Source organism: Rhodocaloribacter sp. (assembly GCF_056451265.1).
Genome location: NZ_JBWOPL010000007.1, coordinates 38,689 through 58,555 on the forward strand (window position 1 = coordinate 38,689; position 19,867 = coordinate 58,555).

Below are 19,867 nucleotides of genomic sequence, written 5' to 3' on the forward strand. Positions count from 1 at the left end.
AGGCGTTAAGGCGCGCCACCGACGGGAAAAGCAGGCGGGCGGAAACCCGAACGTCGTCTCGGCGCTTGAATACGAGGCCCCGCCCGATGACCGTACGCTGTCAGCGCGGGGCCGCACCTTTCGTCCCGCCACGGAACGACCCTCACAGGAGAGCACGCATGAGCACCGGACCGGACGCCCTCGCGCCGCGCCCCCACCGCAGCGACGAGGATTTCGAAAAAGCCCTCCGCCCCTCCACGCTCGACGAGTTCGTGGGACAGCAACAGATCAAGGACAACCTCCGGGTGTTCATGACGGCGGCGCTCCAACGCGGCGAGACGCTCGACCACGTCCTGCTCTCCGGGCCGCCGGGGCTCGGCAAGACGACCCTCGCCTTCATCATCGCCGAGGAGATGGGGGCGGCCATCAAAACCACGAGCGGCCCCGTCCTCGACAAGCCGGCAAGCATCGCGGGGCTGCTGACGAACCTCAGCGAAGGCGACGTGCTCTTCATCGACGAGATCCACCGCCTCAGCCCCGTCGTCGAAGAGTACCTCTATTCCGCCATGGAGGACTACTGCATCGACATCATCATCGACAGTGGGCCGAGTGCGCGGAGCGTGAAGATCAACCTCCCGCCGTTCACGCTCATCGGAGCCACCACGCGGAAAGGGCTGCTCACTGCGCCGCTCCGCGCGCGTTTCGGCATCGACTTCCGGTATGATTATTACACCTCCGACCTGCTCCGGCAGATCGTCGTGCGCTCGGCGCGCATCCTCGGCGTGGGCATCTCGGAGGAGGGCGCGCACGAGATCGCACGGAGGAGCCGGGGCACGCCGCGCATCGCCAACCGGCTGCTTCGCCGCACGCGCGACTTCGCCGAGGTCGAGAGCGACGGGCGCATCACGCTCGCCATCGCCGACCGCGCCCTGCACGCGCTCAACGTGGACGAGCGCGGCCTCGACGACATGGACAAGCGCATCCTGCTGACGCTCATCGAAAAGTTCGGCGGCGGCCCGACCGGATTGACGAACCTGTCCGTCTCGGTGGGGGAGGATGCGGGCACCATCGAGGAGGTGTACGAGCCGTACCTCATTCAGGAGGGCTTCGTCGAGCGGACGCCCCGGGGGCGCATGGCCACGCCGCGCGCCTACGAGCATTTCAACCGCATCCCCCCGCCCCGCCCCGGCGACCTCTTCGCGGGGGCGACGTGAGCGGAACGCCGACGCGCTCATGGAAGCGGCGCGGCGGGATCGAGGAGGGCCGGGCTGCGGAGGAGGAGCCGGGCCGTTGCCGTGTTGGAGGCCAGCGGAACGTTGTGCACGTTGCACACCCGCATGAGCATCTGAATGTCGGGATCGTGCGGATGTTTGTCGAGCGGGTCGACGAAGAAGAAGACGCCGTGGATCTCTCCCGTGGCCACGCGCGCGGCGATCTGCGCATCGCCGCCGAGCGGGCCGGAGAGCATGCGCGTGACGGGCAACCGCACCTCGTCGGCGATCATCTTGCCCGTGGTGCCGGTGGCGATGAGGTCGAACTGTGCGAGAAACGCCCGGTTGCGAAGGGCGAAGGCCACCATTTCGGCTTTCTTCCCGTCGTGGGCGATGAGGGCGAGGGTGCGGCGGGCATGCGCCATGAGCGGCCTCTGCGTGCGTGGACGAAACTCTGCGCCGTTTACCCGCCGCGCGCGCCCGTGTTCTGTCTCCGGACGTTACCGTTTTAAAAAAACCCTTGCGGTCTCACCGGTCGTAGTAATCCTCCCGGAGTGCGTCGGCAAAGCGGTCTGCGGCGTAGTCGGCGAGGTTCTTGAACGCCCGCTCCATCTCATCGACCGAGAGCGAGGCGAGCGTAGCCGCCGTGAAGACGTTGCCGAGGGTGGGGCCGAAGCCGGTGATGGCCGACGTCACCGGTTCGGTGTGGCGAATCATCTTTTTCCAGACGACGCGGCGCGCGCGGCGGTCGAGCAGCCGCACCTCGGCGTCGAGCACGAACTTGACGGCGGCGTCCCACGAATGGGCGGTGAGGCCGTATTCCTTCACGCGGATGTCGAGGAGGAAGTCGGCGCGGTCGCGGTCGTTGACGGGGCGATAGCCGAGGTATCGGGCGCCCTTGAGGAGGGTTCTCCGGGCCAGCCGTTCGGCCACGTCGATGCGTGCGAGCGCGCTGTCCATGCGAGCCTCGGCGCGCCGGGCGGTGACCTCCCGCGCCGCCGTCGTGCCGAGGCGAAGGAAGGTCTCGACGGGCGTCTCGGACGTGACGGACTCAATCACCGTCGGATCCGTGAAGACGCCGGGCAGCGGCGGCACGGCGGCCGTGACGGCGACGGTGCGGCCCTCGAAGTCGTATTCGGCGAGGTGGTTCGTGCCGCCGCATCCGGCGGCGAAAAGCAGGGCGGCGGCGGCGAGCGCGCCGGTGAAGAGGCGTCGTATACGGTCGGTCATGGAGGCTCGGAATGCGTTTCACGGGACGAAGCGGCCTCTCCGTAGGCGCAAATTTTGGACCACCGGGCCGGGCGTCGCGCACGCTTCGTTTCGAGGTCGGGGCTGTCCGCTCGACGGGGCACACCGTCCATCCGGGAGGGCGTCGCCGACGGAGGGCCAACCTTGTGAAAGAACGATGAGCGGGCTTGTGTTCTCCCCGTGTCGTGCGTTATTTTCCCGCCACGGGACGCGTCTCGATCTATCGCGGAGGGTTTGGCCTCCGGGGCTTCCCTCGCCGGCGTTGCCCCCTGCTCCTTCATCATCTGAGAGGATAGTCTTATGCCGTACGTCGTAGCCGAACCCTGCATCAATTGTAAGTATACGGACTGTGTGGAAGTTTGCCCGGTCGATTGTTTCTATGAGGGCCCGAACTTTCTCGTGATCCATCCGGATGAGTGCATCGACTGTAATGCGTGCGTGCCGGTCTGCCCGACGGAAGCCATTTATGCCGACGATGAGCTCCCGGAAAAGTGGGCGCATTATGCCGAATGGAACCGGTATCTGGCCGAACAGTGGAGCGCGCTCGGATACAACATCACCGAAAAGAAAGACCCGCTGCCCGACGCCGACAAGTGGGTGAATGCCGAGAAGTCCGAGAAAGACATCCTGACGTGGGAAACCGAAGAGTGAACCCGTCATGGGAAGCACGCTCTTTTTCCGAAAACGATAGATCTCGAAGCCGCGCGGGTGAGAACCGGCGCGGCTTCTTTCCTTGAGGGCCTTCGATGAAACGCATTCTGGTCGTACTGCTTGTGCCGGTGCTGGCCGGCCTCATCTTTTTCTTCGGCTTCGCGGCGCCGATGATGGACCGGCGCATGAACACGGTGGTGGAGCCGCCGCCGTATGAGGCGGGCGCTCAGGCCCGCCGGCTTCACGCGCGCCTGAACGTGGCGGACCTGCATTGCGACCTGCTCCTGTGGCCGCGCGATCCGCTCGTGCGCGCCGATTACGGCCACGTGGACGTGCCGCGCCTCGTCGAAGGCGGCGTCGCGCTTCAGGTGTTCTCCGCCGTCACGAAGGTGCCGTTCGGGCTCAATTACGAGCGGAACACCGGCGATTCGGATCAGATCCGGTGGCTCTTTATGGCAGAGCGCCGGCCCGTGTCTACGTGGTTCAGCCTCACCGCGCGCGCGCTCGATCAGGCCCGCCGCCTCGACGAGGCCGCCGCGCGGTCGGACGGGCGGCTCACGGTCGTGCGCACGGCGGCGGACCTCGAGAGCTTCCTCGAACGCCGCGCGAACGACCCGAACCTCGTGGCGGGCGTGCTCGCCGTCGAAGGATTGCACGCGCTCGAAGGCAAGCTCGAAAACGTGGACCGGCTCTTCGAGGCGGGCTTCCGCATGATGGGGGCCACCCACTTCTTCGACAACGCCGTAGCCGGATCGGCCCACGGCGTCGCGCGCGGCGGGCTGACGGCGCTCGGGCGGCAGGTCATCCAAAGGCAGGAAGAACTCGGCATCGTCGTCGACGTGGCGCACGTCTCGCCCCGCGCCGTGGACGACATCCTCGCCCTGGCCACGCGGCCCGTGGTGCTCTCGCACGGCGGCGTCAAGGCCGTGTGCGACAGCCCCCGCAACCTCTCCGACGAGCAGATCCGCGGCATCGCCGCCACCGGAGGCGTCATCGGCATCGGCTACTGGGACGGCGCCGTGTGCGAGCCCACGCTCTCGAACGTCGTCCGCGCCATCGGTCACGTCGCCCGCCTCGTGGGCGTCGATCACGTGGGCCTCGGCTCCGACTTCGACGGGGCCACGCGCGAGCCGTTCGACACCACCGGGCTCGTGAAGATCACCGAGGCGCTCATGAACGAGGGCTTCACCGACGAGGAAATCGCGAAGATCATGGGCGGCAACGTGCTCCGCGTCCTCCGGCAGACCCTCCCGCCCGGATGAACCGGTGCGAGAGGAGCCCACAAAAAAAGCCGCGCCGGGGCGAACCGGGCGCGGCTTTTCGGTAAAGGATGAGCCTGGATCCGGTCAGGTGCCGGCCGAATAGTCGGTGGCATAGGCGATCTGCTCGTCGCTCAGCGTGTCGATGTTGAGACCCATCGTTTCGAGTTTGATGCGGGCGATTTCCTGGTCGAGCTCTTCCGGCAGGTCGATCACTTGCGGCGAGAGGTCTTCGCCCGCCTCATGCTTGCGCACGAGCGTGAGATGCGCCATGAACTGGTTGGCAAAGCTCATGTCCATCACTTCCGAGGGATGTCCTTCGGCGGCGGCGAGGTTGACGAGACGGCCGTCGGCGAGGACGTAGACGCGCTTCCCGTTCTCGAGCGTGTACTCGCGGTTGTCGGGGCGCACGAGGCGGGCGTCGGTCGAAAGCTCGGCCAGCTCCTGGAGGTTCAGTTCGACGTCGTAGTGGCCGGTATTGCACACGATGGCGCCGTCTTTCATCTTGACGAAGTGGCGTCCCCGGATCACGTCCTTCATGCCGGTGGCCGTCACGAAGATGTCGCCCACTTCGGCGGCTTCGTCCATCGTCATCACGCGGCAGCCTTCGAGCGTCGCCTTGAGGGCGGCCGTCGGCTTGACCTCGGTGACGATGACGTTGGCGCCCATGCCCTTGGCGCGCATCGCCACGCCGCGCCCGCAGTGCCCGTACCCGGCGACGACGAAGTTCTTGCCCGCCAGCAGCACGGACGAGGCGCGGAGGATGCCGTCGAGCGTGCTCTGCCCGGTGCCGTACACGTTGTCGAAGTCCCACTTCGTCTCGGCGTCGTTGACGGCAAAGACGGGATAGAGGAGCTTGCCGTCTTCGGCCATGGCGCGCAGGCGGTGCACGCCCGTAGTCGTCTCCTCACTGCCGCCGATGATGTGGTCGGCCAGGTGCGGAAACTTGTTGTGCACGGTGAAGATGAGGTCCGCGCCGTCGTCGAGCGTCAGGTGCGGGGGTTTGTCGATGGTGCGCTCGATGCTCCAGTAAAATTCTTCGACGTTCTGCCCGTACCAGGCATAGATCTCGATGCCGGCTTTGGCGAGGGCGGCGGCCACTTCGTCGTTCGTCGAGAGGGGGTTGCAGCCGCTCCAGGCGACCTCCGCGCCGCAGGCGGCAAACGTTTCGACGAGCACGCCCGTCTCTTTGGTGACGTGGAGGCATCCGGCGATTTTGTAGCCCTTGAACGGCTGTTCCCGGGCGTATTGTTCGCGCAGGCGCATCAATACGGGCATCCGGCTTTCGGCCCATTCCATGCGCATGCGGCCGGCGTCGGCCAGGCTCAGGTCGCGGACTTTGTACGCTCCTTCCTTGTAATCCATGTTCGGTCGCGGGGTCTTGTGAAGCGAGAGAGGATGTTCGAAACAAACCAGTAAAACGAACCGCCGACGTCGAAGTTTGGGGTTCGGTGAAAATTCAACGGAGCGGTTTACGGCAGGCCGTTCGCCTCACCGGGCCACCACCATGCGCTCGATCCGCTGCGCGCCTCCGGCGACGAGCCGGAGCACGTAGACGCCCCCGGCGAGGCGGCTCCCGTCGAAGGTGAGCGTGTGCGTGCCCGCCTCCTCGACCGCGTGCACGAGCATCGCCACGCGGCGGCCGAGCACATCGAAGACCTCCATCGTGACGGGCATCGACTCGGGCAGGGTATAGCTGATCGTCGTGGCGGCGGAGAAGGGGTCGGGGAAGTTGGCCAGCAGGCGCAGCTCGCGCGGGATTTCGAAGGCTTCATCGCGCGTGGATTGCCCGAGCGTGGCCGCCTGGATCTGCCAGAATTCGCCGGGTCCGGGGGCGCGCGTCGCGCCGAGGTCGATGCGGAGGCGCACCTGTGCTCCCGCATAGGCCGCGAGGTCGAACGACGTCTGCGCGAAGCCGCCGGACGTGCCCGCAAAGATGGGCTCGCCCTGCATCGGGTGCCCGTCTTCGGGGGGGAACGTGGCCGGATAGCCCTCGACGGGCGTGAGCACGGTCCACGTCCGCCCGTCGTCGGTCGAGACCTTGACGTTGCCGCCGAGGCCCGCGCCGAGGGTGTACCGGTGTTCGAGCGTGAACGTCAGGTCGGCGGCGTTGGCGGGCAGGTCGAAGGGTTCGAGCACGAGGCTGGAGCGCGGGCCGGGGGCCTCGTCGTCGGCGGTGATCCACGACGCCCCGGAGGCGCGCCACAGGCCGGAGGCGCTTACGCCCGCGAGCGCGTCCGGCGTCTCGACGAGGCGGTACTCGATGCGATACGGCGCTTCGGAAGCGGCCGGAAGGACGGTCTCGTTCCCGGCAAAGTCGCGGAGGATGAGGCGGTATTCGATGGCGTCGCCGGGGCGGAGGGTGCGCGTGACGGGGATCTGCCCCTCGTAGACGAGCAGGTCCGTCGCGCGCATGGCCAGACGCAGGGTGTCGGCGACCGTTCCGGTGGCGGTGACGATCTCGTATGGCGCGAGCGCCTCGGCCACGCCCGTGTCGTCGTCGATCTGAAGGGTGATGGGCGGCAGGGGGTCCCGCACGTCGCGCACGGTGAGCGCCGCCGGCTCCGTCGTCACTCCCGGCGCGCGCGTGTCGAGGGGCGGCTCGGTGGTGACGGTCACGTCGTCGAGGCACCATCCGGCGAAGTCCACGGCGATCTCGGAGTTGCCGGCGTCCGTGCCGAAGTCGAAGCGCAGGCGCACGTCGGCGGCTTCGGGGAGCGGGACGACCTCCTGCCGCCAGCCGAAGCTGTATCCGCCGAAGGCCGGCTGGTTGCGGAGCGGGTTCTCCGGCGTGTCGAAGACGACGCCCGAATAGCCCCCTTCGGGTTCGAGGACGATCCACGTCGCGCCGCCGTCCGTGGAGACTTTCACGTTCGCGCCGTCCCACAGGATGCGTCCCTGACGCCGCCGGTCCGGCTCGGCGAGGCCGTTGTGTTCGAGGTCGTACCAGTGCCAGAAGACGAGGTACACCTGCCCGAGTCCTTCGAGGTTGAGCGGCGGCAGTTCGAGCGAGGAGAGGCCCGCCGCGGCCGGGTATGCGGCCGTCGGAGCGGTGGCCCAGACGAACTGCCCCGAGTGCGCCACCTTCACGCCAAAGGCCGGCGTGCCGCGCGCCCACACCCCCGTCGCCGTCACGCTTTGCCCGAGTGTCTCGAAGTTGAATGCGCGGAGAACACCCTCGGCGGTGACGGGGAACGCATACCGGTCGGAAGCGGGCAGGACCGTCTCGTTGGCCGCCTGCGCCCGGTCGCGGGCATGGAGTTCGTAGCGGACGACGCTGTTCCGTTGGATCTGCCCGACGGGCACGGGAAACGCGCCTCGATAGACGTTTTGGATGCCGGTCAGCCCGAAGGCGCCCTCCGCCGTCACCACGCCTTCGGCGGTCTCGATGGCAAAGGCGACCCACACCGAGTCGACGCCGAGGTTGTCCGTGACGGTGGCCGTGACCTCGACGGGCCACACGGCGAGCGAGGCCGTGGTGATCGGGTCGTGCGTGATCTCGGGCGCTTCGAGGTCGGGGCCGGCGGTGAAGCGGAACGTCTCTGCGGGCGCGGCCGTCGGGAGGAGGGTGCGCCGCCCGAGCGCATCGACGGCTTCGACGTAATAGCGCACCGTGCCCGCCGCCTCCGGCAACGGCAACTCGCCCCGGAAACGGTCGTCGCCGACGGGGGCGAGGGCGAGGCGCTCGGTCGGGTCGGCATCGACGCCGAAGAAGACGAAGACGCTGTCCACCGGCGCGGACGTGCCGACGGCCTCGACCTCGATGGGGACCACCCCGCCGGTCTGCTCGGTGGAGGGCAATGCGTCGTGCGCCACGATCGGGCCGAAGTCGGAGGGGTTGACGAAGCCGCGCGCGCCGAAACGGTCGAGGAGGATGCTCACATGCGCGCCGTCGAAGTGGTCGAGGTCGGCCTGAATGATGGCTTCGGCGGCGTCGGCCATGGTGACGGGAGCGGCGAGGTACGCGTGCGAGAAGAGGTTCAGTTGGTCGAGGACGGTGCGTCCGAGCGCGTCGTAGATCTCCATGAGCGTGGTGGCCCACAGGGTGCCGTCGGTCCAGATGTCGCACGAGGTATTGCCCTGCGCGCACGGCGTGTCCTCGGGATAATGGCCGGAATGATCGAGCCGCCGTCCGCCCCACAGTTCGGGCGCGCCGTCGCCGCTGTCCCATTTGAAGAGCTGTTCCCAGTCCTGCCGTTTGCTCACGCCCGCCTCGATGAGGCTGCGCGTGTACGAGGCGGCCCAGTAGTCGCCCCAGCCTTCGTGGAGCGCCTGTCCCTCGGGGGTGACGAGCAGGCCGGGCGCGCCGGCTTCGAGCACGGCGTGTCCGTATTCGTGCCAGATGACGAACGCATCTTCGGCGTCATCCACACCGCCGGTGCCGAACTCGATCCGGTTCGAGCCGGGGAAATAAAAGGAGTTGTCGTCGGTGCGGGCGCGGGGTTGCACGGGAAGCGGGCCGTTTTGCACGTCGAAGATGCCGAGGTCCTGGATGTGACGCTGGCTCTTGTCGATGTGATAATAGGCCATGACGGCTTCGAAGCCGGGCTGCGCGCGCGTGTATCGAAAGCCGTTCGGGTCGGGTTCGGCAGGCGGCGTGAAGCTCGTCGCCGAGGAGCCGTCGATGCGCACGAACGGCCCATCGAGGCGGAAAAGCCCGTCCGTGCCCTGCGCGAGGTCGCGGAGGTCGACGAGGACGCGCTCGGCGTCGAGGGCGGAGTTGTCGGCGTCGTCGTTGTCGACGTACGGCGGCGTATAGGTCTGCCCGGAGGTCGAGAGCGGGTCGGGGTCGAAGACGTAGCCCGTCCCGTCGATGCGGCGGCGGACGAGGGCGCCCGCGGCGGCGCGCCCGGCGTCGGGACCGGCGCCTTCGGCTCCGAAGAGCGTCGCGGCTTCCGCGCCGTCGCTTTCCCGCTCGCGCATGGCCTGATCGAAGAGGTAGAGGAGCGCGCCCGTGTGCGCGTCGATGAGCACGCTCCATTCGGCGGGCACGTCGTCGGGCCAGGCGAGCAGGCGCCAGGCCAGGCGGGGCGGGTCGGCGGGGAAGACGACGAGTTCGGGGGTGGACGTGCGCCCGCGCCCGCGCGCCACATGCTCGAGCGCCGTCGCAGCGGCGTCGGAGGCCGAGAGCGCCGGGCGCGCGTCGAAGTCGCGGACGTCGTGGAGATGGGAGGCGTACGCGTTGAGCACCATCGTCGGCGCGCCGTCTCGGTCGAGGCTGACCTTCACGTGTCGGTGAAAGACGGGCAGGCCGTGGAAAGTTTGACGGAAGAGGACGTGGCGGGTCTCGGCAGTGGCCTCCACGCGCGCCACTTCGAGGTCGGTCGTCTCCGGGTCGAGGCCGAAGGCGCGGGCGGCTTCGCGGAGGTAGGCGCGGGCGGCGACGTCGGGTGCGGCGCCGGGTTTTGCCGGCGCATCGAGGCGATAGGCGGCGCGAAAGATGCCCGTGTCCTCCTCGACGCGTCCCCCGGCCACGAGGCGCGTGCGAAAGGCAAGCGACGTGTCGGCGGGCGCGAGGCGGGCGCGGGCCTCGGCGCTGAGCACGTTCACCGCGTCGAGGCGGGGGCGGACCTGGGCCTGCGTCGCTCCGGCAAACCCGGCCCAGAGGAGGAGAAGCGTGACGACGAAAGAAAGGCGAGACATGAAGAGGTTGAAAAAATCCAGAGAAGGTGGCGCTTCATCCATTTCCATAAAGCAATAGCACGCCGCCGGGGAGGTCGGGGTTTCCTTTCGAGGTATCGGACGGTCCTCGAAAACTTGAGCCGGAGCCGATCTTTGTCCCGTCGCGGCGCGTCATGAAAAAGGCCGCCTCGACTGTGAGGCGGCCCCGGAAAAGGCGGAGGACGTGACGGCTTCAGGCGAGCGCGCGGGCGGCTTCCTTGAGCTGATCCACGTGGTCGAGCGCTTCCCACGAGAACTCGGGCCGCCCGAAGTGGCCATAGGCGGCGGTGGAGCGGTATTGCGGGCGCAGCAGGTTCAGCCGCCGGGTGATGGCGGAGGGGCGGAGGTCGAACGTCTCGCGGATGAGCTGTACGAGCAGCGCGTCCGGCAGCGCTCCGCCGCCGTACGTGTTGACGTCGATGGAGACCGGTTCGGCCACGCCGATGGCATAGGCGATCTGCACGAGCACCTCGTCGGCAAAGCCGGCGGCGACGAGGTTTTTCGCCACGTGCCGGGCCGCATAGGCCGCGCTCCGGTCCACCTTCGAAGGGTCTTTTCCGCTGAAAGCGCCGCCGCCGTGCGCCCCCTTGCCGCCGTACGTGTCCACGATGATCTTGCGTCCGGTCAGGCCCGTGTCCCCGTGCGGCCCGCCGATGACGAAGCGCCCCGTCGGGTTGACGTGGAGGATCAGGTCGTCGTCCATCAGGTCGGCGGGGATGACGCGGGGCAGGAGGATCTCGCGGACGTCCTCCTTGATCTTGCGCTGCGTCACGTTCTCCGTGTGCTGCGTCGAGAGGACGACGGTGTGGACACGGCGGGGCGTTTTGCGGTCGTCCTCATATTCCACCGTGACCTGGCTCTTCGAGTCCGGCCGCAGGTACGGCATCAGGTTGGTGTGCTTGCGGAGGTGGGACAGTTCGCGGACGAGCGCGTGCGAGAAGTTGATCGGCATGGGCATCAACTCGGGCGTCTCGCGGCAGGCATAGCCGAACATGAGGCCCTGGTCGCCCGCGCCCTGATCTTTCTGGGCGTCTTCGTCCACGCCCCGGGCGATGTCGGGGCTCTGGTCGTGGATGCTGCTGAGCACCCCGCACGAATCGGCATCGAAGCGGAGGAGCGGATCGGTATAGCCGATGTCCCGGATCACCTGCCGTGCGATCTCCTGCACGTCCACGTAGGCGTTCGTGGTGACTTCGCCGGAGAGCACCACGAGGCCCGTCGTCACGAGCGTCTCCACGGCCACGCGGCTGTGCGGGTCCTGGGCGATCATGGCGTCGAGGATCGCGTCCGAGATCTGGTCGGCGATTTTGTCGGGGTGTCCTTCCGAGACCGATTCCGAAGTGAACAGATAAGCCATGAGCTCCGAGCGTTGAGGCGGTGAGAGGGTGCGTTAAACTCGAAAAGATAGAAAATAACGCGCGGTCCATCACATAGATTCGCGGCGCCTGCGCACATTTTGTATGAACTTCGGCCGCGCGCGGGTCGGAGCGCGGGAACGCCGACCTCGGGTCGCGGTAGAAGCGCGCCCTGTGGAGCGGATGCCGGAACTTTGCGAAGTCTGTATCAATCGCGCGGTTCGAAATTGCTTCTCCCTTACCCCTGACGTAATTTCAAACGATTTGTATGCATGCGCAGGCATGCAGGTATGGACGGGCGGCGGCTCAGAGTCCGCAGCTTTGCTTCTTTACGTCTCATTTTGCATGGAGGCCATCGTTATGGCGACTGATATCGCAGCCAAAGTCAAGGAGATCATCGTCGAGAAACTCGGCGTCGATGAGGAGGAGATCACGCCGGAGGCTTCGTTCACGAACGACCTCGGTGCGGATTCGCTCGACACGGTCGAGTTGATCATGGAGTTTGAGAAAGAGTTTGACCTGACCATCCCCGATGAGGACGCCGAGCAGATCGCGACCGTCGGTGATGCGATCAAGTACCTGGAAGAGAAGGTAGGCTAGGCTGCGCTTCCGGTTTTGGACCCGGCGTTCTTCCTCGCAGGACGTGCGCCGGGTTTTCTGTGTCCGGGAGGGCCAAACACGATTCGGACGAAGCCATGAGAAACGAACCGCGCAGAGTTGTGGTGACGGGCATGGGCGCGCTGACGCCCATCGGACTGACGGTCGAGGCCTTCTGGGAGGCGATGATGCGCGGCGAGAGCGGCGCGGCCCCCATCACGTACTTCGACACCGAAGCCTTCGCCACTCGTTTCGGATGCGAGCTCAAGGGCTTCGATCCGCGCCACTACCTCGACCGGAAGGAGGTTCGCCGGATGGATCCCTTCAGCCAGTATGCGCTCGTGGCGGCGCAGCAGGCCGTGGCCGACGCCGGCATCGACCTTGCGGCGATGACGCCGGAGGAGAAGGACCGCATTGGGGTCGTCTTCGGCAGCGGCATCGGCGGCATCCAGGTCTTCCACCGGCAGACGGCCAACTACATCGAGCACGGGCCGCGCTTCCTCTCGCCGTTCTTCATCCCGATGCTGATCCCGGACATCGCCCCGGGCCACATTTCGATCAAGTACGGCTTCCGGGGGCCGAACTATTGTGTGGTCTCGGCGTGCGCCACGGGCAACAACAACATCGGCGACGCGATGATGCTCATCCAACGCGGGCTGGCCGACGCCATGGTTTGCGGCGGGTCCGAGGCGGCGATCTCGGAGCTGGGCGTCGGCGGGTTCAACGCCATGAAGGCCCTCTCCACGCGCAACGAAGATCCGGCCCGGGCCAGTCGCCCCTTCGACGCCACGCGCGATGGATTCGTGCTCGGCGAAGGCGCGGGCGCGCTCTATCTCGAAGCGCTGGATCTCGCGCAGGCGCGCGGCGCGCGGATCTACGCCGAAGTCGTCGGTGTGGGCATGAGCGCCGACGCGCACCACGTCACGGCGCCGGACCCGGAAGGACGCGGCGCGCGCCTGGCCATGGAAGCCGCCCTCCGCGACGCGGACATTGCGCCGGAGGAGGTGGACTACCTGAACATGCACGGCACCTCGACGCCCCTCGGCGACGTGGCCGAGACGAACGCCGTCAAGCGCGTCTTCGGCGCGCATGCCTACCGCATGAACGTCTCCTCGACGAAAAGCATGACGGGGCATCTGCTCGGCGCGGCGGGCGCCGTCGAAGCCGTCGCGGCCATCCTCGCCACCGTGCACGACCGGGTCCCGCCGACGATCAACTTCGAACACCCGGACCCGGAATGCGACCTGAACTATACGTTCAATGAGCCGCAGGATCGGACGGTGAATGTGGCCTTGAGCAATGCCTTCGGCTTTGGCGGCCATAACACGTGCATCGTCTTCCGCAAGTACGCAGAGTAGGCGCGCCCGAAAGAACGCATCGAAAAGCCCGGCCGTCGGTCGGGCTTTCTTCGTTGGAGCGAAGCCGGGTCAGCGAAAGATGATTTCCCGGACGAGGTCCGCCCCGAGGTGCTCGTTGAGGCGATCGCGCCAGGCACGGCGCTGGAGGTGCAGTTCGTGTCGCCATGCCGCCGAGGTCAGCTTCACATAGAGGCGATCGCCGCGAACCCAGGCTTTTTGCGTCATCCCGTTGATCTGCGGCCCGGCGATGACGGCCCACCCTTCGATGACGCGCGCCGCATCGACCTGCTTCCGAATGCCCATGGCGCCGATGAGCGAATCGAGCAGTGAGCCGAGCCGTTGCGGATCGTGACGTGAGGGCATGGAAAGGACCGCGTATGAAGACGTTCGATCCGGTGTGCGATCACACCGATAGTGTCTCTCCAAACTAGCGCTCCGCAAGGGTGTTTTCCAGAGGATTCCGTGTGAACGACCGGGCGGAATCGGGTCAGGCCGCGCGCACGGCATACCTTTTCGGCGGCGGCATCGTGCGGGCCACGTCGAGGGCTTCCACGGCCATCACCAGGAGCAGGCGGTCGTGGGTGTTCTTCGTCAGGTGGACGATGACGGACTGGCGATGCGGGTCCGGGAGGGTGCCCGCGAGAAAGGCTGCCAGGGTGCGTTTGTCGAGGCGCAGGGGGGGAGCGATCATAGGGGAGGATGGATCAAACAGCCGGGTGAGACAGGGGGGTGGCCCGGCCGGATTCGATGGGTGGAACAAGGGGCTGGGGGTACCTCTGAGGAACGATATTTTTTCGGGGATTCTAAGACGTGCGAGAAAAAACATGGAACGCCGGGATGAGGCCTATTCTATGACCCGGAATTCGACCCGGCGGTTGAGCGTTCGTCCGGTGGGGGTGGCGTTGTCGGCGATGGGTCGGGTTTCTCCATAGCCGCGGGCCACCAGGCGTTCGGGCGCAATGCCGAACCGCTCGATGAGGTACCGGCGTACGGCTTCGGCCCGCGCCTGAGAGAGGCGGAGGTTATAGTCTGCCGGACCGGTGTTGTCGGTGTGTCCGCCAATCTCCAGCCGCAACGCAGGGTGACGGGTCAACACCTCGCCCAGGGCATCGAGGGTTTCTCGGGAAGGCGGCAGCAACGTGCTCCGGTTGACCTCGAAGTATACGTTCAGAGCACGAAAAAGGCCGGTCTCCAGCAGGGCGGTCTCGACGGCGGCCGGAGTGATTGCGCCGGGGGACAGGGCGTCGTCAGTGAGGGGCGCGGTCGGCCGGTCGGCCGACGGCGTCGGTGAGAGGGTGTCCGCTGAGGGCACGGAGGCGCCGGGGGGCGGCGTCGTGCCGGCGGCAGCGGGGGGCGGGTTGAGACGTTGGAGGGCCAGCCACTGCGCGAACCGTTCGTCGAGTCGGCGGGCCAGACGGGTCTCGATGGCCTGTAGGTCGCGCGGCGACGGGGCACAGGTCGGCGATGGTCCGGCCGTAGTGTCGGGAGGGACCGGGCCGGCGGGGCGCATGAGTATCAGGCGGGGGCGCGAGTTGTGGACTGAGCGTATCCGTACGCCTCCCCCGGCGGGCCGGTGGCGGAGCATGAGGGGGCGGGCGCTTCGTGCCGTCGTGTCGGCCCGGGGCGCCCCGGTGGAGTCGGCCCGGGCCTGGCCCGTCGCCGGCTCCACGAGGCTTCCCAGCACGAGAAGGCCAAGGAGAAATATGCGCATCTTCAGGAGGGTTGGGACGCCGGGGAACGGTCGCTCACGGGACGCCTGTTAGAATCGCACACGATATCCGATGAGGAGTCTGTTCTGGTCGAAGAAATCGAGCGTCATGAGTTCTCCGAAGAACGAGCCGACGCCGAAGGTTCGCTCGACGCCCACCAGCAGGTTCAGCACGGCTTCCAGCCGTCCGCCGGAAAGGAAGCCGAGGCCGGCGCCCGCATAGGGTTCGTAGTCTCCGAAGAGGCTCCAGCGGAGGGGATAGGCGACGTTGACGTTGAGGGCGCGGGTATTCTCTTCGCCATAGCCGAGCACCAGTTCGGGCAGCAGGCGCATCGAGCCGGTAGAGGGGTTGCGCAGATCGGCGCGCAGGCCCAGCAGCACCTGCTGCGGGTTGCTGAGGTTGAAGCCCGTCAGCGGATAGATAGCCTGAAGGCCGCTCCCGGACGCCAACGGCTCCTGTTCGACGACGACCGTCGGAGGCGGCGAAGACGGGGCGGGGAGAGGAGCCGTCTCCTGCAGCCGGCTCTCCAGTCTGCGCTCCATCTCGGCCAGGCGCGCCTCGAAGCGCCGGGTCATCTGATCGAGCAGGGCCGCGTCGATCATGGGTGTGGCCCCCGAGTCCGGCCGGGGGAGGGCGCGCGCCATCTCGGCCCGGACGGCCTGTTGCACGATGGCCTGAAGCTGTGCGGCAGACAGGCCGGCAAAAGTCTCCGAAGAGGCGTCGGCGTCGGAAGGGGCGGCCATGAAGGCGCCCGTGACGGGATCGACGACGACGGCGTCGCCGGTGAGCGACTCCACGCTGACACCGCCCGGGCGGCCGTAGCGAACGTAGATCTCCCCTTCCCGGGGGACGGGCAGGGAGACCCAGGGGGTTTCAGCGTCGCCGGCCGTATGACCGACGGGGCGTGTGGCCTCGGGACCGACGTCCTGTGGGCCCCCGGGGCGCGGGGATGCCTGGAGTGAATCCCCGCGCAACTCGGCCTGGAGCTGCGTCATGGCCGCCGGGTTGCCTTGCCGGGCCGTCATCAGTAACGCGGCCAGCGAGTCGAGGCGAGCCTCGGTCTTCTGAAGGGCACGCTCCCGGGCGGCCAGATCGGCGGCCATACGTTCCTGGGCCGTCATGGCCTCGCGCCGGTTCTGCTCCAGTTCCGATTCGATGAGGCGTCCTCCCGTCGGAGCGCGCCGCCCCAGCCCGAAGCTGATCCCGGCGCTGTACATGAAGCTGGCCTGCACCTGGTTCGGGTCGCTGACTTCCTCGGCGTCGAGGGAACTCATCAGGAGGGAACGGACATTGCCGTGCAACCGGATGGTTTCGCCGAGAGGAAGGGAGACCCCGGCGCCGAGGAGGGCGAAGGTCTGGTCTTCGGGGACCACCGAGAGGTTGCCGTGATAGTCCCCAAAGACGTCCATGATCCCCGCCCCGATGCTCAGGTAGGGACTCAGGCTGTTGCCGGCGCCGGCAAAGGTCAGCGTCATCTCGCCGCCATAGGCTTGCAGATCCTCGAACCGAGCGATCTCTCCATCCTGCACGCCGCGCCAGTAGAAGCCTCGCACGCCCACATAGGGGCCGAAGTCGAGGCCGGCAAAGACCCCGGCCATACGCTGGTTCTTGCGGAAACCCAGGTCGGCGTCGAATTCGATCTGCCCCCAGAATGGAGCGACTTGCAGGCGAAGGCTGCGCAGGCCGCCGGAGAACTGGCGCTGGAACGCCCGGTCCACTTCGGTCATTTCGCCGGGCCGCCGACCGCCGAGGTAGACCTGCAAGCCGGCTCGCACGCTGAGGTTGGTTTTGCGGTCGTTGTTCAGATCCCCGGGGGCCAGGCCAAGGTCCGAAAGGTCGGCTTCCGAGAGCAGGTTGGCGACGTTGTGGCGATAGGAGAGGGCCTCGACCTGTAGCAGGAACGTGTAACGTCGGTCGAGACCATACTGAAGCCCCGCCCCGCCGCTCAGGTAGATGGTTTCGCTCTTCTCCAGGTTGTCGGGTTCGAGCCGAAGGATACCGGTGCCCCCTACCAGGTATGGGTGGATCAGGCCGGATCCGAGATTGAACTTCAACTGGCCGCCGTAGCGCTTCAGGGCAACGTCGCGTTGCAGCAGGGACAGGTCGAGGTCGGTCGTGAGATCTTGCAACACACTCAGCCCGTCCAGGCGCGTCCGGGCATTATCGTTGAACAGATAGAGCCCGCTGAGTTCGACGTACTCGCCGAAGGAGAAGCCGAGACGGCCCCCGTAAAGCTGGGTATCATCAAGGCCGGCCTGATCTTCGAAGGCAAGGTGTTCGATCGACGGCGTCAGGGTGTAACTGATGCCGGAGACCTGGGCGCGGGCCGACCAGGCAGGCCATAGCAGGAGCAGCACCAGCCCGGGCAAAAAACGAGAGAAGTAACGGGTCAACATAAGTAGTATCCTCAGGATTCGGTCTCAATTGGAACGGGAGCGTGTGAGCGGCGGCTACTGGTCGCGTTGCAGTTGCAGGCTGACGGTGCCCAGTACGGCCTTGAGGCCCACATAGCGGCTCGAGAATTCTTCCAGGTTCACTTCCCGCTCGATCTCGGCCTGCAATACCGTGTCGCTCTCGCGGTTGAGGGTGACTTCGTTGCTGAGCAAAAGCGCCTCGTAGACGTCCTTTTCTTCGGCGAGTCCTTTAAGTCGGATCCGGGTGCTGGTGACGGAGTAGTCTCCGCCCACGAACTCGGGAGGGCCTCCCTTGAACTGGTACATCAAGGTGAAACGGCCGGTGGAGAAGAGCTGGAGCCGGGTGTTGGCCGTCTCGAGGGTGTCGAGCAGGTTCACCGGTTGCAGCAGGTTCGAGGCCGGCACGAACTCGAAACGCGTGAACACGTACTCGCCCGCCACGGCGCTGAAATCGCCGGTGTCTTCGCTGCTGTCGCAGCCGGTAAGAAGGCCGAACAAAACAATCACCGGCAAAAAGAGACGGGTGAAAGAAAAGATGAGAGTCTTCATCATGGATGGTCCTGACAGGGTTGGGGGGAACCGTGCCCGCGGTGATCGATCCAAGGGGCGATTCCGCACGGCCCGGGAAGAACGGTGGGTCACCCGGAACCGGCGACGCCGGCGAAGGGAGACCCTGGATGTCGGGAATACATGTTCTAAATTCCCCCACCGGCCCACGCCGAACCTTAAAACGGCATTAAACTGTGGTTAAAGTCGGCACGCCGGGATTCGGGCAGGAGAAGCTCGGCCGGGCATAGCTGTGGCTTGAGCGTCGGCTCTTGTGAGGATGCCTCAATACCCGTTTTAAGTCATGACTTATAAGCCCCTGCGTATCTGTCTGGTCAGTGATGTCGCTCTGGTGCGGGCGGCCGTTCGGCTGGCATGTCCGCCGCCGAATGAGGTGGTGGAACGTGCCTTGACGGGTGTGCTGGATGACCGGCAGGGTTTATCGGCGCAGGGCGTAGAGGTGGCGGCCGCCGCTGCAGAGGCAGACCTGGTGCTGATCAACTGGGCGCCGGCGCGGACATCTCTGTTAAACGCTCTGTGTCATCATCTCCGCGAGCGCGCCCGGGTCCCACTGATTGCTCTATGCGCCGGCGGCGGGCAGGAAGAGATGATTGCGGCGCTGGCCGTCGGCCTCGACGACGTCATCACTTTCCCGATCTACCTCCCGCTGTTGCAGGCCAAGGTGGCAGCCTACCATCGGCTGGTCGACGGGGTGCAGCGTGCGGCTTCAAAGAAGCCGCGCAGGCAGGTGGAAGCGGAGGTGGAAGCGGAGGTGGAAACTCGGGCGACAGACCAGGGCGCGCAGCCGGAAGCGCAACAGGGCCTGAGCCGCCGGTTTGATGCGGTCTGTGCCGACGATGCGCACGAGACGGCCGACGATGCGCACGAGACGGCCGACGAGAGCATCAAACCGGCGGCCGCCCATAGGGCGAAGGAGGCGGCACGGGAGCCTGTGGCAGGCCTGGATGAGGAACCCTCTCCGTCGCCCGACGCTTCCGGCAGCGCCGATGCGGAAGCGTATCTAAAGGTGGGACCCCTGCGTCTGGACCCCGAAAAATTTCGCTTCTTTGTGCATGGGGAAGAGGTGGAACTGACGCCGAAAGAATTCGACCTGCTCCGCTACCTGATGCAGCACGCAGGCGCCGTCCGATCCCGAGATCAGATCCTCGACGAGGTATGGGGACTTGACTTCGATACGGGCACCAACATGGTCGATGTGTATATGCACTTTCTCCGTCGCAAGCTCGAAGCTCACGGGCTCAAGGGGATGATCCGAACGATCCGGGGCCGAGGCTACCGCCTCGATGGGGGCGCGTCGTCCCCCGCGGCGCCCGGACCGTCCAATCCTCAATGAACGCGGGGTTCGGACGGTTCTTCGAAGGTTGCCTCCGTTTCTTCGTCGCCGAAGTACAGGTCCACCACGTCGATGTTGACCTGCACCACTTTCAGGCCCGTCATCGTTTCGACGCGTTCGGCCACGTTTCGCCGAATGGCCTCGGCCACGGCCGGAATGCTGGCGCCATAGCGAACGATGATGCGAATGTCCACGGCGGCCTCTTTGGTGCCCACTTCCACCTGCACTCCCAACTCGCGCATGGTTCCGCCGGTGACGGTCTTGGCCAGCGACACGACGGACTGCGAGGGTCCGAAGGGCACCAGCTTGTGCACGCCCTCGACTTCCCGGGCGGCCAGGCTGGCGATCTTGGCCACGACCTGGTTGCGAATGATGGTCTGCCCGGACTCGTTTTGCGTAACGGAAGCTCCTTCGATCCGGGCGTTCTCGGCGGTCTTCCGAGGCGCCAGGGCGGCCTCTTTGTTTTTCGTTGCGGTTGCCATGGAAAAGTCCTCGATGGTTTGGTGGGTCGATGGGGGGTTCACG

At 66.5% G+C, this 19,867-nt stretch carries 17 protein-coding genes; 6 read left to right on the forward strand and 11 right to left on the reverse strand.

What is annotated here, in order from left to right; translation table 11 throughout:
- Positions 1–158 precede the first annotated feature (158 nt).
- Positions 159–1,193 carry a Holliday junction branch migration DNA helicase RuvB gene (gene ruvB, locus AC1HIY_RS00680; protein ID WP_479574779.1) on the forward strand — a complete coding sequence of 345 codons (1,035 nt, stop codon included), beginning with the start codon at positions 159–161 and terminating at the stop codon, positions 1,191–1,193.
- A 17-nt stretch (positions 1,194–1,210) separates the two neighbouring features.
- On the opposite strand, the gene AC1HIY_RS00685 is transcribed toward ruvB, so the two are convergent.
- Together AC1HIY_RS00685 and AC1HIY_RS00690 are read right to left on the reverse strand one after the other, a co-directional pair.
- Complete coding sequence (locus AC1HIY_RS00685) at positions 1,211–1,615, reverse strand: methylglyoxal synthase (protein WP_479574780.1); 405 nt, start codon at positions 1,613–1,615, stop codon at positions 1,211–1,213.
- A 103-nt stretch (positions 1,616–1,718) separates the two neighbouring features.
- On the reverse strand, positions 1,719–2,420 hold the full coding sequence (locus AC1HIY_RS00690; protein WP_479574781.1) for a hypothetical protein: 702 nt from the start codon (positions 2,418–2,420) through the stop codon (positions 1,719–1,721).
- A 318-nt stretch (positions 2,421–2,738) separates the two neighbouring features.
- Between AC1HIY_RS00690 and fdxA the strand changes: the two genes are divergently transcribed.
- Positions 2,739–3,089: a ferredoxin FdxA gene (fdxA, locus tag AC1HIY_RS00695; RefSeq protein WP_456424856.1), complete on the forward strand. Its 351-nt coding sequence runs from the start codon at positions 2,739–2,741 to the stop codon at positions 3,087–3,089.
- Between the two features lie 95 nt (positions 3,090–3,184).
- Positions 3,185–4,351, forward strand: coding sequence for a dipeptidase (locus AC1HIY_RS00700; protein WP_479574782.1), 1,167 nt, complete (start codon positions 3,185–3,187; stop codon positions 4,349–4,351).
- An 84-nt stretch (positions 4,352–4,435) separates the two neighbouring features.
- Here the strand turns inward: AC1HIY_RS00700 and AC1HIY_RS00705 are convergent, their stop codons facing one another.
- The 3 genes from AC1HIY_RS00705 to metK form a co-directional block, all read right to left on the reverse strand.
- Positions 4,436–5,713 carry an adenosylhomocysteinase gene (locus tag AC1HIY_RS00705; RefSeq protein WP_479574783.1) on the reverse strand — a complete coding sequence of 426 codons (1,278 nt, stop codon included), beginning with the start codon at positions 5,711–5,713 and terminating at the stop codon, positions 4,436–4,438.
- Positions 5,714–5,839: 126 nt separating this feature from the next.
- Complete coding sequence (locus tag AC1HIY_RS00710; RefSeq protein WP_479574784.1) at positions 5,840–9,991, reverse strand: T9SS type A sorting domain-containing protein; 4,152 nt, start codon at positions 9,989–9,991, stop codon at positions 5,840–5,842.
- A 211-nt stretch (positions 9,992–10,202) separates the two neighbouring features.
- Complete coding sequence (gene metK, locus AC1HIY_RS00715) at positions 10,203–11,366, reverse strand: methionine adenosyltransferase (protein ID WP_479574785.1); 1,164 nt, start codon at positions 11,364–11,366, stop codon at positions 10,203–10,205.
- A gap of 358 nt (positions 11,367–11,724) precedes the next feature.
- On the opposite strand from metK, the gene AC1HIY_RS00720 reads away from it, so the two are divergent.
- Both AC1HIY_RS00720 and fabF read left to right on the forward strand, forming a co-directional pair.
- Entirely contained in the window at positions 11,725–11,964 is a 240-nt protein-coding gene (locus AC1HIY_RS00720; RefSeq protein ID WP_456424851.1) for an acyl carrier protein, read from the forward strand.
- Positions 11,965–12,059: 95 nt separating this feature from the next.
- Positions 12,060–13,319, forward strand: coding sequence for a beta-ketoacyl-ACP synthase II (fabF, locus tag AC1HIY_RS00725; RefSeq protein WP_479574786.1), 1,260 nt, complete (start codon positions 12,060–12,062; stop codon positions 13,317–13,319).
- A gap of 69 nt (positions 13,320–13,388) precedes the next feature.
- Here fabF and AC1HIY_RS00730 read toward each other — a convergent pair whose 3' ends face one another.
- The 5 genes from AC1HIY_RS00730 to AC1HIY_RS00750 all read right to left on the reverse strand — a co-directional run bounded on the left by AC1HIY_RS00730 (position 13,389) and on the right by AC1HIY_RS00750 (position 17,994).
- Positions 13,389–13,682, reverse strand: coding sequence for a DciA family protein (locus AC1HIY_RS00730; RefSeq protein WP_479574787.1), 294 nt, complete (start codon positions 13,680–13,682; stop codon positions 13,389–13,391).
- Positions 13,683–13,806: 124 nt separating this feature from the next.
- The gene (locus tag AC1HIY_RS00735; protein ID WP_479574788.1) at positions 13,807–14,010 is read right to left on the reverse strand and encodes a hypothetical protein; all 204 of its coding nucleotides are present in this window, start codon (positions 14,008–14,010) and stop codon (positions 13,807–13,809) included.
- A gap of 153 nt (positions 14,011–14,163) precedes the next feature.
- Complete coding sequence (locus AC1HIY_RS00740; protein WP_479574789.1) at positions 14,164–15,030, reverse strand: OmpA family protein; 867 nt, start codon at positions 15,028–15,030, stop codon at positions 14,164–14,166.
- Between the two features lie 48 nt (positions 15,031–15,078).
- Complete coding sequence (locus AC1HIY_RS00745; protein WP_479574790.1) at positions 15,079–17,424, reverse strand: outer membrane beta-barrel protein; 2,346 nt, start codon at positions 17,422–17,424, stop codon at positions 15,079–15,081.
- A gap of 54 nt (positions 17,425–17,478) precedes the next feature.
- Complete coding sequence (locus tag AC1HIY_RS00750; RefSeq protein ID WP_479574791.1) at positions 17,479–17,994, reverse strand: hypothetical protein; 516 nt, start codon at positions 17,992–17,994, stop codon at positions 17,479–17,481.
- Positions 17,995–18,292: 298 nt separating this feature from the next.
- On the opposite strand from AC1HIY_RS00750, the gene AC1HIY_RS00755 reads away from it, so the two are divergent.
- Positions 18,293–19,342, forward strand: coding sequence for a response regulator transcription factor (locus AC1HIY_RS00755; RefSeq protein WP_479574792.1), 1,050 nt, complete (start codon positions 18,293–18,295; stop codon positions 19,340–19,342).
- Here the strand turns inward: AC1HIY_RS00755 and AC1HIY_RS00760 are convergent.
- Complete coding sequence (locus AC1HIY_RS00760) at positions 19,336–19,824, reverse strand: Asp23/Gls24 family envelope stress response protein (protein ID WP_479574793.1); 489 nt, start codon at positions 19,822–19,824, stop codon at positions 19,336–19,338. The genes AC1HIY_RS00755 and AC1HIY_RS00760 overlap by 7 nt on opposite strands.
- Positions 19,825–19,867: the final 43 nt, after the last annotated feature.